The 12,462-nt window shown below is 65.2% G+C and carries 12 protein-coding genes and 1 pseudogene; 5 read left to right on the top strand and 8 right to left on the bottom strand.

The genetic code is table 11. From position 1 onward, the window contains the following. Positions 1 to 24: 24 nt before the first annotated feature. Together WS69_RS10470 and WS69_RS10465 are read left to right on the top strand one after the other, a co-directional pair. Positions 25 to 963, top strand: coding sequence for a carbohydrate kinase family protein (locus tag WS69_RS10470; protein ID WP_059470707.1), 939 nt, complete (start codon positions 25 to 27; stop codon positions 961 to 963). A gap of 23 nt (positions 964 to 986) precedes the next feature. Continuing rightward, complete coding sequence (locus WS69_RS10465) at positions 987 to 1,460, top strand: glycine zipper 2TM domain-containing protein (protein ID WP_059470706.1); 474 nt, start codon at positions 987 to 989, stop codon at positions 1,458 to 1,460. 245 nt (positions 1,461 to 1,705) lie between these two features. On the opposite strand, the gene WS69_RS10460 is transcribed toward WS69_RS10465, so the two are convergent. From WS69_RS10460 to WS69_RS10450, 4 genes are all read right to left on the bottom strand, one after another. Continuing rightward, entirely contained in the window at positions 1,706 to 2,335 is a 630-nt protein-coding gene (locus WS69_RS10460; RefSeq protein ID WP_059470705.1) for a histone H1-like DNA-binding protein, read from the bottom strand. A gap of 28 nt (positions 2,336 to 2,363) precedes the next feature. After that, positions 2,364 to 2,690 (bottom strand): hypothetical protein, encoded by a 327-nt coding sequence (locus tag WS69_RS30700; RefSeq protein ID WP_082716093.1) that lies wholly within the window; start codon positions 2,688 to 2,690, stop codon positions 2,364 to 2,366. 78 nt (positions 2,691 to 2,768) lie between these two features. Continuing rightward, a complete protein-coding gene (locus WS69_RS10455) occupies positions 2,769 to 3,983 on the bottom strand; it encodes a ribonucleotide-diphosphate reductase subunit beta (RefSeq protein WP_059470704.1) in 1,215 nt (404 codons plus the stop codon). Between the two features lie 373 nt (positions 3,984 to 4,356). Beyond that, complete coding sequence (locus WS69_RS10450) at positions 4,357 to 7,344, bottom strand: ribonucleoside-diphosphate reductase subunit alpha (RefSeq protein WP_059470703.1); 2,988 nt, start codon at positions 7,342 to 7,344, stop codon at positions 4,357 to 4,359. Positions 7,345 to 7,368: 24 nt separating this feature from the next. Between WS69_RS10450 and WS69_RS35475 the strand changes: the two are divergent. Further along, a pseudogene (locus WS69_RS35475) lies at positions 7,369 to 7,652 on the top strand (hypothetical protein). A 152-nt stretch (positions 7,653 to 7,804) separates the two neighbouring features. Here WS69_RS35475 and ampD read toward each other — a convergent pair. From ampD to WS69_RS10435, 3 genes are read right to left on the bottom strand one after another with little or no spacing between them, the layout of a single operon-like run. Then, positions 7,805 to 8,395: a 1,6-anhydro-N-acetylmuramyl-L-alanine amidase AmpD gene (gene ampD / locus WS69_RS10445; protein WP_059470702.1), complete on the bottom strand. Its 591-nt coding sequence runs from the start codon at positions 8,393 to 8,395 to the stop codon at positions 7,805 to 7,807. Further along, entirely contained in the window at positions 8,395 to 8,706 is a 312-nt protein-coding gene (locus WS69_RS10440; protein ID WP_059470701.1) for a PP0621 family protein, read from the bottom strand. The genes ampD and WS69_RS10440 overlap by 1 nt, the downstream gene beginning before the upstream one ends. A 13-nt stretch (positions 8,707 to 8,719) precedes the next feature. Further along, complete coding sequence (locus WS69_RS10435) at positions 8,720 to 9,619, bottom strand: cytochrome C assembly family protein (RefSeq protein WP_059470700.1); 900 nt, start codon at positions 9,617 to 9,619, stop codon at positions 8,720 to 8,722. Positions 9,620 to 9,706: 87 nt separating this feature from the next. Between WS69_RS10435 and ffh the strand changes: the two genes are divergently transcribed. Together ffh and WS69_RS10425 are read left to right on the top strand one after the other, a co-directional pair. Further along, complete coding sequence (gene ffh / locus WS69_RS10430) at positions 9,707 to 11,074, top strand: signal recognition particle protein (protein WP_059470699.1); 1,368 nt, start codon at positions 9,707 to 9,709, stop codon at positions 11,072 to 11,074. Between the two features lie 97 nt (positions 11,075 to 11,171). Continuing rightward, positions 11,172 to 11,723 (top strand): hypoxanthine-guanine phosphoribosyltransferase, encoded by a 552-nt coding sequence (locus WS69_RS10425; RefSeq protein WP_059470698.1) that lies wholly within the window; start codon positions 11,172 to 11,174, stop codon positions 11,721 to 11,723. A 135-nt stretch (positions 11,724 to 11,858) separates the two neighbouring features. On the opposite strand, the gene WS69_RS10420 is transcribed toward WS69_RS10425, so the two are convergent. Then, positions 11,859 to 12,461 carry a MarC family protein gene (locus WS69_RS10420; protein ID WP_059470697.1) on the bottom strand — a complete coding sequence of 201 codons (603 nt, stop codon included), beginning with the start codon at positions 12,459 to 12,461 and terminating at the stop codon, positions 11,859 to 11,861. Position 12,462: the final 1 nt, after the last annotated feature.

The following is a 12,462-nucleotide window of genomic DNA, read 5'->3' as shown; positions in this document are numbered from 1 at the left end:
AACTTCTCTACAGGAACGCACACCTTGGCTACGCTGATTTGCGGTTCGATCGCCTACGACAACATCATGACCTTCGAAGGGCGCTTTCGCGAGCACATCCTGCCCGACCAGGTGCACCTCATCAATCTGAGCTTCCTCGTGCCGACGATGCGCCGCGAATTCGGCGGCTGCGCGGGCAACATCGCGTATGCACTGAAGCTGCTGGGCGGCGACGCGCGGATGATGGGCACGCTCGGCGCGATCGACGCGCAGCCGTACCTCGACCGCCTCGACGCACTGGACCTGTCGCGCGAATACGTTCGCGTGCTGCCCGACACGTACTCGGCACAGGCGATGATCACGACCGATCTGGACAACAACCAGATCGCCGCATTCCACCCGGGCGCGATGATGCAGTCGCACGTGAACCACGCGGGCGAAGCGCAGGGCGTCAAGCTCGCGATCGTCGCGCCGGACGGCTTCCAGGGGATGGTCCAGCATACCGAGGAACTCGCGCAGGCGGGCGTGCCGTTCATCTTCGATCCGGGCCAGGGTTTGCCCCTGTTCGACGGCGCTACCTTGCGCCGCAGCATTGAACTTGCGACTTACATTGCTGTCAACGACTACGAAGCCAAGCTGGTGTGCGACAAGACGGGTTGGTCCGAAGACGAAATCGCCAGCCGGGTTCAGGCGCTTATCATCACGCGCGGCGAGCACGGTGCAACGATCCGCCATCGTGACGGCGAGGAACAGATTCCCGCCGTTCGTGCGGAGCGGATCGTCGATCCGACCGGCTGCGGCGACGCGTTCCGCGGCGGCTTGCTGTACGGGATCGAGCACGGCTTCGACTGGGCGACGACAGGGCGCCTCGCGAGCCTGATGGGTTCGCTGAAGATCGCGCACCAGGGTCCGCAGACTTACGCACCGACCCGCGCGGAAATCGATGCTCGCTTCGAGACCGCGTTCGGCTACAGTCCGAAGTGAATCTTGTTTGGAGAAGATGAAACATGTTGACCAGGAAAACCCTCACGCTGGCCGCGATGCTGACCGCGACGGTGACGCTCGCCGGCTGCTTCACGCCGCCGGGTTCCGCCGACGTCTATAGCGTCGGCCAGGCGCAGCGCGAACAGACCGTGCGGATGGGCACGGTCGAGAGCGTCCGCGCAGTGCGGATTCAGGGCGACGGCGGTGGCAGCGCGCTCGGCACGCTCGGCGGCGGCGCGCTCGGCGCAGTCGCCGGCAGTGCGATCGGCGGCGGCCGCGGCTCGGTGCTGACCGCGATCGCGGGCGGCATTGCCGGTGCGGTCGCCGGCAATGCAGTCGGCCAAGGCGTCAGCTCGGCGAACGGCGTCGAAATCACCGTGCGCCTCGACAACGGTGACCTGCGCTCGATTACGCAGGCGGCGACGCCCGAAGTGTTCCGTGCGGGCGAGCGCGTGCGACTGCTGTCGAGCGGCGGCGTGACCCGCGTCACGCACTGATCGACATCGGCACGCCGGCAAGCACATCCGGCGCATTGAAGCACGACGCGGCGCGAGCCGCACGATATCGAAAACGCATGCGCATCTCGCGCATGCGTTTTTTTGCGCCCGCCCAAGAGCACACCCCGTGCCGCGACCGGCAATAAAAAAATCCCGCCATCGGCAAGCCGATGACGGGATCTCGATCGAGTAGGGCTACTCGATTCAGGACACGGCGAATGTGTCCGTCTTGGCGCAGCGAGTCTTTACGGACGGCTGCCGGTCGGGAACGGCCATGCCGATGCCGGGTTGAGCGCGGTCTTCGCACCCGATGCCGGAGCAACCGATGCCGTCGACGCCGTCGACGCCGGCGCGGCCTTCTTCACGACCGCCTTCTTCGGCGCAGCCGCCTTCTTCGCAGGTGCGGCCTTCTTCGCGGGCGCAGCCTTCTTCGCAGCCGCCTTCTTCGCAGGTGCAGCCTTCTTCGCGGCAGCCTTCTTCGCCGGCGCCTTCTTTGCGGCGGCCTTCTTCGCCGCGACCTTCTTCACGGCAACTTTCTTCGCCGGCGCCTTCTTCGCTGCGACCTTCTTCGCTGCGACCTTCTTCGCTGCGACCTTCTTCGCTGCGACCTTCTTCGCTGCGACCTTCTTCACGGCGACTTTCTTCGCAGCAACCTTCTTTGCTGCGACCTTCTTCACCGCAACCTTCTTGGCGGCGACCTTCTTCGCTGCGACCTTCTTCGCCGGCGCCGCCTTCTTGGCAGCGACCTTCTTCACGGCGACCTTCTTCGCAGCAACCTTCTTCACCGCTGCCTTCTTCGCCGGTGCGGCCTTCTTGGCAGCGACCTTCTTCGCGGCGACCTTCTTGGCGGCCGGTTTCTTTTTGGCAAGTGCCATCATTTTCTCCTTCAGGTTCAGATGAGAGTCAGTTCAAACTACACCCTTCGTCAAAACCCGCTTCCCACGGACGTTTATCAGGACGTGCGCTGCGAAGCGGGCTATTCATCGGCGTACGCGGATGACGCATGCTTACGCTAATGAATACGGTATGGCGCGCCGTGCCCCTTGGCACCGCGCGCCAAATCAAGTCGGCGGCCGGCGCGCCCTGCGCCGCCGCCCCTAATCGCTTGATCGAGCCGGCAGCCGTTCGGCCGCCCGCCTTTTCCGGAGGGAAGTTTGCCCATCCCACTGAAGGGTTCGCAAAGTGCCTGTCGTGTACTTGGGCCCTTGAGGCACCGGACATGCTTTGCATCAGGCGTTCTTGCTCCTAAACCTTGCGCCGGGCCCAGTGCCCGGCATGAACATCGTTACTCGTCGACTGCGCGTCGGATCATTCCCACGACAGCGCGCCGCCCGTCTGATACTCGATCACCCGCGTCTCGAAGAAGTTGCGCTCCTTCTTCAAGTCGATCATCTCGCTCATCCACGGGAACGGGTTTTCCTCGTTCGGGAACAGCGGATCGAGGCCGATCTGCTGGCAGCGGCGGTTGCTGATGAAGCGCAGGTAGCTCTTGAACATCGACGCGTTCAGGCCCAGCACGCCGCGCGGCATCGTGTCTTCCGCGTAGCGGTACTCGAGATCGACGGCGTGCTTGAACAGCTCGCGGATCTCGGCGCGGAACTCGGCCGTCCACAGGTGCGGGTTCTCGAGCTTGATCTGGTTGATCAGGTCGATCCCGAAATTGCAGTGCATCGACTCGTCGCGGAGGATGTACTGGTATTGCTCCGCCGCGCCCGTCATCTTGTTCTGCCGGCCGAGCGCGAGAATCTGCGTGAAGCCGACATAGAAGAACAGGCCTTCCATGATGCACGCGAACACGATCAGCGACTTCAGCAGCTTCTGATCGGCTTCCAGCGTGCCCGTCTTGAAGGCCGGGTCGGTCAGCGTATGGATGAACGGAATCAGGAACTCGTCCTTCGCGCGGATCGACGCCACCTCGTGGTACGCGTTGAAGATCTCGCCTTCGTCGAGGCCGAGCGATTCGACAATATATTGATACGCGTGCGTGTGGATCGCCTCTTCGAACGCCTGGCGCAGCAGGAACTGCCGGCACTCCGGCGCCGTGATGTGGCGGTAGGTGCCGAGCACGATGTTGTTCGCGGCGAGCGAATCGGCAGTCACGAAGAAGCCGAGGTTGCGCTTGACGATCCGGCGCTCGTCCTCGGTCAGGCCGTTCGGGTCCTTCCACAGCGCGATGTCGCGGGACATGTTGATTTCCTGCGGCATCCAGTGATTCGCGCAACCGGCCAGGTACTTCTCCCACGCCCACTTGTACTTGAACGGGACGAGCTGGTTGACGTCGGTCTGGCCGTTGATGATGCGCTTGTCGGCGACGTTGACCCGCGCTTCCGACGCGACCGCTGCGGACGCATGCGGCGCCACGGCGAAATCGCCTGCGAAGATGTCGCGCGCCGACGAAGCTTGATGAGCGGCAGGCACCGCGGCCTGCAATCCGACAGCCATTCCTGCGGGGTCGCGCAGCGCGTTGTGCTGCGCTCCGCTCGCGGGAGTTACGGCAGTCTTCTCGTCATCCCAGTTGAGCATAAATTCTCACCATCAATTTAGATCGGTTTGTACCATCTTTTCCTGAGCGATAAAAGGGTTCGCTCATGAAAAATCCTTTTTTCGATTCGCGTTGCGACCTCGATACAACACTTTGAGCAACGCATCGTCATTCATGCAGCGCGCGATGTGTGCCGCGCGTGATTTGCGAGGTGCGCTCGACGCATCGAACGCGGATCGAAACGCGACGTCGTCGGGGATGTTTCGATCACGCTTCTTGCTTCTTGCTGCCTGCAACGCGTTCGCTGCGTTACAGATTCCTTATCATTTTTTTAGTAGAGAGCGGCGCGCACTTCAACCTTTATCGGTCTTCGTCGCGCGCCGCTCGCATTCGTCGAGCGCTACGCGCGCCGCATCACTGGCACGCTTCGCACTCTTCGAAGCCCGGATCGCCCGGACGCATCGTGCACACCGGACCGTCCGCTTCGATCGGCGCCGCGTTCATCGCGCCCGACTGCGCATCGCCACCCGCCGCGCCGAAGCCGCCTGCCGCGCCTTGCACGCCGCCCGCCGCACCGCCGCTCGAGCCGCCGGAAGTCGGCACCGCATTCAGCGCGCCGTGCGCGACCGTCGACTTCTCGACGTGCGTCGCCGCCATCGTGCGCAGGTAGTAAGTGGTCTTCAGGCCGCGCAGCCACGCGAGCTTGTAGACCTCGTCTAGCTTCTTGCCCGACGCGCCTCCCATGTAGATGTTCAGCGACTGCGCCTGGTCGATCCACTTCTGACGACGCGACGCCGCCTCGACAAGCCACTTCGGATCGACTTCGAACGCGGTCGCGTAAATTGCACGCAGGTCGGCCGGGACGCGGTCGATGCGCGACAGCATGCCGTCGAAGTACTTCAGGTCGGCGACCATCACCTCGTCCCACAGGCCGCGCTCCTTCAAGTCGCGCACCAGGTACTCGTTGACCACCGTGAATTCACCCGACAGGTTCGACTTCACGTACAGGTTCTGGAAGGTCGGCTCGATGCACGCGGACACGCCGATGATGTTCGAGATCGTCGCCGTCGGCGCGATCGCGACGCAGTTCGAGTTGCGCATGCCGAACGAGTCGATCCGCGCGCGCAGCACCGGCCAGTCGAGCGTCGCGCTCGTGTCGACTTCGACGTAGCCGCCGCGGGCTTCCGTCAGCAGCTTCAGCGTGTCCTGCGGGAGGATGCCGCGATCCCACAGCGAGCCGCGGTAGCTCGAGTAGCGGCCGCGCTCTTCGGCGAGCTCGGTCGACGCGTAGTACGCGTAGTAGCAGACCGCTTCCATCGAGCGATCGGCGAACTCGACCGCCGCCTCCGACGCGTACGGCGTGCGCAGCAGGTGCAGGCAGTCCTGGAAGCCCATGATGCCGAGGCCGACCGGACGGTGCTTCAGGTTCGAGTTGCGCGCCTTCGCGACCGCGTAGTAGTTGATGTCGATGACGTTGTCGAGCATCCGCATCGCGACGCGGACCGTGCGCTTCAGCTTCTCCTGGTCGAGCGCGTAGCCGCCGTCGGCCTGCTTTGCGAGGTGCGCAACGAGGTTCACCGAGCCCAGGTTGCAGACGGCGATCTCGGTGTCGCTCGTGTTCAGCGTGATTTCCGTGCACAGGTTCGACGAGTGGACGACGCCGACGTGCTGTTGCGGCGAGCGCACATTGCACGGATCCTTGAACGTGATCCACGGATGGCCAGTCTCGAACAGCATGCCGAGCATCTTGCGCCAGAGCTGCTGTGCCGGAATCTTCTTGAACAGCTTGATCTCGCCGCGCGCGACCTTCTCTTCATAGCCGACGTACGCCGTCTCGAACTCGGCGCCGAACTTGTCGTGCAGATCCGGGCAGGTCGACGGCGAGAACAGCGTCCAGTCGGCGCCTTCCATCACGCGCTTCATGAACAGGTCGGGAATCCAGTTCGCCGTGTTCATGTCGTGCGTGCGGCGACGGTCGTCGCCCGTGTTCTTGCGCAGCTCGAGGAATTCCTCGATGTCGAGGTGCCACGACTCCAGGTACGCACACACCGCGCCCTTGCGCTTGCCGCCCTGGTTCACCGCGACCGCCGTGTCGTTGACGACCTTCAGGAACGGGACCACGCCTTGCGACTTGCCGTTCGTGCCCTTGATATGCGAGCCGAGCGCACGCACGCGGGTCCAGTCGTTGCCGAGGCCGCCGGCGAATTTCGACAGCAGCGCGTTGTCCTTCAGCGCTTCGTAGATGCCGTCGAGGTCGTCCGCGACCGTCGTCAGGTAGCACGACGACAGCTGCGAGCGGCGCGTGCCCGAGTTGAAGAGCGTCGGCGTCGAGCTCATGAAGTCGAAGCTCGACAGCACGTTGTAAAACTCGATCGCGCGCGCTTCGCGGTCGATCTCGTTCAGCGCGAGGCCCATCGCGACGCGCATGAAGAACGCCTGCGGCATCTCGATGCGGGCGCCATCGACGTGCAGGAAGTAGCGGTCGTACAGCGTCTGCAGGCCGAGATAGCCGAACTGCAGGTCGCGGCTCGCGTCGAGCGCATCGCCCAGGCGCTTCAGGTCGAACTGCAGCAGCTTGTCGTCGAGCAGCTCGGCTTCGACGCCGCGCTTCAGGAACTGCGGGAAGTATTCGGCGTAGCGCGTCGACATTTCCGCCTGCGTCACTTCCTCGCCGAGGATCTCGCGGCGGATCGTGTGCAGCAGGATGCGCGCCGTGACCTGGCTGTACGCCGGGTCCTTCTCGATCATCGTGCGCGCGGCCAGGATCGCCGAATCGTAGACCTGGGTCATCGGCACGCCGTCGTACAGGTTCTTCACCGTTTCCGAGACGATCGGCTCCGGGCTCACCGCGTCGCCGAGCCCTTCGCATGCCGACACGATCAGCGCGTGCAGCGCACTCATGTCGAGCGGACGCGTGACGCCGTTGTCCGTCACGTTGATGCCGCCGCCCGTCGACGTTTCGACGTCCGCCGCCTCGCCCGCGTGGACGCGCTCGAGGTGACGCTTCTCGCGGTACAGCACGTACGCGCGTGCGACGTTGTGCTCGCCGCCGCGCATCAGCGCGAGCTCGACCTGATCCTGAATGTCTTCAATATGGAACGTGCCGCCGTTCGGGCGGCTGCGCACGAGCGCGCGCACGACGTTCTGCGTCAGTTGCTCGACGAGCTCGCGCACACGGGCCGACGCGGCGCCCTGGCCGCCGTTGACGGCCAGGAATGCCTTCGTCACCGCGATCGCGATCTTCGACGGTTCGAACGACACCACGCTGCCGTTGCGGCGGATCACCTTGTAGTCGGCGTACGTCGTCTGCGACGCAAGTGCCGGCGCGCCTTGTGCGCCACCGGCGAGCGGGCGGCTCGCCGCGCTCTCGAATTGGGACGTCGCGTTGTCGGTGGTTTGCATGGGCAAAACTCCTGGTGTTGGGTGATGCGGAAGGGACCGCGGATTAATACGGACGGTGCGCCACGACGTGCGCGAGCGGTAAGACGCGGAAGAAGCGGCTGCCTTGCCGGTTGGGCCCACGCGACGCGCTCGATTCGACATTGGTCTTCGTCATGCGCATCGCGCCTCTGGCTACACTTTTCCACGCGGGTCGCAGCGCGCCGGACCGCTGGCCAGATGCGCCGCACTGAGAATGTCGCGCTCCGGCGATGACGCCGGGGACCGCGGTCGGGAACGGGAAATGCCCCCGATCGACACACTATATGTAGTGCCGAACTGCTCGACTGGCCCCAAGTATAGTGGAGCCTCGCGGAAGCGCCAAAGGAAAAATTTGCTCGAAGTCTATTGACAAGCGCGATACGCCGACACGACAAGGCACGCCCGGCGAAACAGTGCGATGCGCGTCAAAAAGACCTCGCCCTCAGTGCTTCCGGTAGGGAAAGTATCGAGCCGGAAAACCAGCATCGTCAGAGAGACGTTGCCAATCGAAATGCGGACCGGGATCGGTCTTGCGTCCGGGCGCGACGTGCTCGTGGCCCGCAAACGCATCGATCGGGTAATGCGCGGCAAGCGCGCGCGCAAGCGCGGCGAGCGTCGCATATTGCGGCGCGTCGAATGCGACGTCGTCCGCGCCTTCAAGCTCGACGCCGATCGAGAAATCGTTGCAGCGCTCGCGGCCGAAGAAGCTCGACGCGCCCGCGTGCCATGCGCGCGCGTCGCACGACACGAACTGGATCAGCACGCCGTCGCGCCGAATCAGGAAATGGGCGGATACCCGCACGCCGCGCAGGTGCGCGTCGTAGAACGGATGCGCGTCGCAGTCGAGGCGATTCTGGAACAGCTCGACGATCGCATCGCCGCCGAACTCGCCGGGCGGCAGGCTGATGTTGTGGATCACGACGAGCGAAGGCGCGACGCCTTCTGGCCGCGCATCGAAATTCGGCGACGGCTCGCGCAGCGCGCCGTCGACCCAGCCGCCGACATCGACGGCGAAGCGCCTCGCGCCGCTCATCACTCGCTGCGGCTGCCCGAATGCGCGGCGTGACGCGCCGCGTGCTCCGGACTGCAGAAATACACGCCGCCCGCCGCGACCGCATCGCTCTTCGGCGCATGCACGCCACATTCCGCGCAGCGGACCATCGGCTCGGGCAGCGCGCCGCCGTCGCCCGCGCGGCCCGCATCGCCCTGTTCGGGCGCGGGGCCTGCGGTGCCCGCTCCGCCGCCTGCAAACGGCCCGTTGCCGCGCGCCTGCGCCTGGCGGATCTTTCTCGCGAGCCACGAGCTCGCGAAGAACAACACGATAAGGAGAAGGATTTGTCGCATCGAGATCAGGTGTTCAAACCACGGAGCGGTGCAGCAGCACCTCGAGAACGAAGCGGCTGCCGACGTACGCGAGCAGCAGCGCGACGAACGACGCGAGCACCCAGCGCGCGACGCCGCGGCCGCGCCAGCCGGACGCCTTGTGCGCGACCAGGAGCCCGCCGAACATCAGCCAGGACAGGATCGCGAACACGGTCTTGTGATCAAGCTTGAGCGCGCGCGCGTCGATCTGCTCGCTGAACAGGATGCCCGTTGCGAGCGTCAGCGTGAGCAGCACGAAGCCCGCGCCGATCAGGCGGAACAGCAGCTTCTCGAGCGTGAGGAGCGGCGGCAGCGTATCGAGCCAGCCGGCGACCCAGCTCGACGACTCGCGCAGCCCGTCGTGCCGCAGCGCGTGCAGACGCCGCTCGACCATCAGCATCAACACCGCGTGCAGCGCCGCGATCGCGAAGAGCCCGTACGCGATGTTCGCGATCAGGAAGTGCAACTTGAAGAGCGGCGCGGCCGCATACGGCAGCACGTGCACGCCGCCGAACGCCAGCGGCAGGAGCGACGCGCCGCACGCCAGCGGCAACACGAGGAGCCGCATGCCGTCGAGCGGGAAGAAGAAGCTCTCGATCCAGTAGATGCCGGCGCCGAGCCAGAACATCGCCGACAGCGCGAACGCAAAGCCGAACACCATCGCGTCGTGCGGGAAGATCGTCATGTGCAGCAGCACCCCATGCGCGAGCAGCGCGGCGCAGAGGATCGTGCGCCCAAGCCCCCCCATCCCGGCCGAGACGGATTCGCGCGCGTGCGGGACGGCCGGCACGCTCGCGACGAGCGGCCGCGCCGCGCCGACGCGGCGCGTGCGCCAGCTGGCGACGGCGAGGCCGCCATATAAGAGCGCAGTGAGGGCATACAGTACAATATCCATGTTCGAAGTTTACACTAGGCCCCCTACCCGCGACGGTCGGCTTTTTGTCCCACTCGCGCCTGCGGGCTTCACTGTCCATCGCTCCCCATGCTCGACAATCTCACCCAACGGATGGCGCGCGTCGTCAAGACGCTGCGCGGCGAGGCCCGGCTCACCGAGGCGAACACCCAGGAGATGCTCCGCGAGGTGCGGCTCGCGCTCCTCGAAGCCGACGTCGCGCTGCCCGTCGTCCGCGATTTCATCGCGAAGGTCAAGGAAAAGGCGCTCGGCGAGGACGTGGTCGGCAGCCTGTCGCCCGGTCAGGCGCTCGTCGGCGTAGTCCAGAAGGAACTGACCGCCGTGATCGGCGGCGACTACGAAGGCAAGGCGGCCGAGCTGAACCTCGCCGTCACGCCGCCGGCGATCATCCTGATGGCCGGCCTGCAGGGCGCCGGCAAGACGACGACCGTCGGCAAGCTCGCGAAGCTGCTGCGCGAGAAGTACAAGAAGAAGGTACTCACCGTCTCGTGCGACGTCTACCGCCCCGCCGCGATCGCGCAGCTGAAAACGGTGAGCGAGCAGGTCGGCGCCGACTTCTTCCCGTCGACGCCCGACCAGAAGCCCGTCGACATCGCGAACGCGGCCGTCGACTGGGCAAAGCGCCACTATCACGACGTGCTGCTCGTCGATACCGCGGGCCGCCTCGGCATTGACGAAGCGATGATGCAGGAGATCACCGCGCTGCACGCGGCGCTCAAGCCGGTCGAGACGCTCTTCGTCGTCGACGCGATGCTCGGCCAGGACGCCGTCAACACCGCGAAGGCGTTCAACGACGCGCTGCCGCTCACGGGCGTCGTGCTGACGAAGCTCGATGGCGACTCGCGCGGCGGCGCCGCGCTGTCGGTGCGCCATGTGACGGGCAAGCCGATCAAGTTCGTCGGCGTCGCCGAGAAGCTCGACGGCCTCGAGATCTTCCACCCGGACCGGATGGCAAACCGGATCCTCGGGATGGGCGACATCCTCGCGCTCGTTGAGGAAGCGCAGCGCGGCGTCGACATCAAGGCAGCGGAGAAACTGGCCAACAAGGTCAAGAAAGGCGGCGATTTCGACCTGAACGATTTCCGCGCGCAGATCTCGCAGATGAAGAACATGGGCGGGCTGTCGTCGCTGATGGACAAGCTGCCCGCGCAGTTCCAGCAGGCTGCGGCGGGCGCCGACATGAGCCAGGCCGAAAAGCAGATCCGCCGGATGGAAGGCATCATCAATTCGATGACGCCCGCGGAGCGCGCGAAGCCCGAGATCATCAAGGCGACGCGCAAGCGCCGGATCGCGGCGGGCGCGGGCGTCCCGGTGCAGGAAGTCAACCGGATGCTGAATCAGTACGACCAGATGCGCACGATGATGAAGAAGCTGAAGGGCGGCAACCTGCAGAAGATGATGCGCGGCATTAAGGGCATGATGCCCGGCATGCGCTGATTCGCCGCGGCGCCGCGCACGGGTATATGCTGTAGCGCGTGGCGCCGCATTGTTTCATTCTTATTGGTATCCCAGACGAGACCGCTCGCCAGACCTCATGAATCGAGAAGAAGCCCTCCACATTTTCCAACACTCCGAAGAGATCGTCTCCGCCGACGAAGTCAACGCATCGATCGGTCGGATGGCTGCAGAGATCCGCGACCAGATCGGCGAGGAGTTCCCGCTCGTGCTGTCGGTGATGGGCGGTGCGGCGGTGTTCACCGGCATGCTGCTGCCGCACCTCGATTTCCCGCTCGAGTTCGACTACATCCACCTGACCCGCTATCGCAACACGACGAAGGGCAGCCCCGAGATGCATTGGCGCGTCGCGCCGCGCGAATCGGTGAAGGACCGCATCGTGCTCGTGCTCGACGACATCCTCGACGAAGGCGAAACGATGGCTGCGATCCGCGACCGCATCCTCGAGATGGGCGCGAAGCGCTTCCTGTCCGCGGTGCTGTGCGAGAAGACGCTCGCGAAGGCGAAGCCGCTGCACCCGGACTTCTGCGGGTTCGCGGTACCGGACCGCTACGTGTTCGGCTGCGGGATGGACGCGAAGGGCTACTGGCGCAACCTGCCGACGATCCGCGCGCTGACGGCGGACGTCTGACGCCGGCACGGCGGCACGGCGGCACCGGCCCGGCGCACCAAAGACATCATGGAAAAGCGGCTCGCGTGTAATGCGCGGGCCGCTTTTTCTTGCTTGGCGATCGAAGATCCCGCAGCGCCGCAGTCGGTCAGCCCATCACAACTGGTGAACGAACGCGCGAACGCCCGCCATCATCATCTCGACCGAGATCGCGACGAGCACGAGCCCCATCAGCCGCTCGAACGCGAGCACCGTGCGCTCGCCGAGCCACTGCTGAATCCGTTCGGCGAGCACGAGCGTCACCGCACACACGAGCATCGTCACCGTCAGCGCGCCCGCCCATTCGAACATCTTGCCGGGCGCCTGCGACGTGAGCAGCATCACCGTCGCGAGCGCCGACGGCCCGGCGAGCGCCGGAATCGCGAGCGGCACGATGAACGGCTCGCCGCCCGCGCGCGGATCGCTGCCGAGCGCGCCGTCCGGATGCGGAAAGATCATCCGGAGCGCAATCAGGAACAGCACGATTCCCCCGCCGATCCGCAGCGACACATCGGTCAGGCTCATCATCCGCAGGAAGCGGTCGCCGACGACCATGAAGAACAGCAGGATCACGAACGCGATCGCCACTTCGCGCAGGATCACCTTCACGCGCCGTTCGCCCGGCACGTCCCGCAGCGCCGCGATGACGAGCGGGATGTTGCCGAGCGGATCGGTGATGAGGATGAGGAGCACCGTCGCCGACAGGAAATTCGACTCCAAC

This window comes from Burkholderia sp. BDU5 (assembly GCF_001522845.1).
GTDB lineage: Bacteria > Pseudomonadota > Gammaproteobacteria > Burkholderiales > Burkholderiaceae > Burkholderia > Burkholderia mayonis.
Note: the sequence above shows the minus strand (reverse complement) of the source record. Positions and strands in the feature narration are given on the sequence as shown.

Bases quoted from the DNA above. Each gene is read 5' to 3' on its own strand.
- WS69_RS10465 (WP_059470706.1), top strand. From the start codon at position 987: ATGTTGACCAGGAAAACCCTCACGCTGGCCGCGATGCTGACCGCGACG.
- WS69_RS10460 (WP_059470705.1), bottom strand. From the start codon at position 2,335: ATGGCACTTGCCAAAAAGAAACCGGCCGCCAAGAAGGTCGCCGCGAAG.
- WS69_RS30700 (WP_082716093.1), bottom strand. From the start codon at position 2,690: ATGCAAAGCATGTCCGGTGCCTCAAGGGCCCAAGTACACGACAGGCAC.
- WS69_RS10455 (WP_059470704.1), bottom strand. From the start codon at position 3,983: ATGCTCAACTGGGATGACGAGAAGACTGCCGTAACTCCCGCGAGCGGA.
- WS69_RS10450 (WP_059470703.1), bottom strand. From the start codon at position 7,344: ATGCAAACCACCGACAACGCGACGTCCCAATTCGAGAGCGCGGCGAGC.
- ampD (WP_059470702.1), bottom strand. From the start codon at position 8,395: ATGAGCGGCGCGAGGCGCTTCGCCGTCGATGTCGGCGGCTGGGTCGAC.
- WS69_RS10440 (WP_059470701.1), bottom strand. From the start codon at position 8,706: ATGCGACAAATCCTTCTCCTTATCGTGTTGTTCTTCGCGAGCTCGTGG.
- WS69_RS10435 (WP_059470700.1), bottom strand. From the start codon at position 9,619: ATGGATATTGTACTGTATGCCCTCACTGCGCTCTTATATGGCGGCCTC.
- ffh (WP_059470699.1), top strand. From the start codon at position 9,707: ATGCTCGACAATCTCACCCAACGGATGGCGCGCGTCGTCAAGACGCTG.
- WS69_RS10425 (WP_059470698.1), top strand. From the start codon at position 11,172: ATGAATCGAGAAGAAGCCCTCCACATTTTCCAACACTCCGAAGAGATC.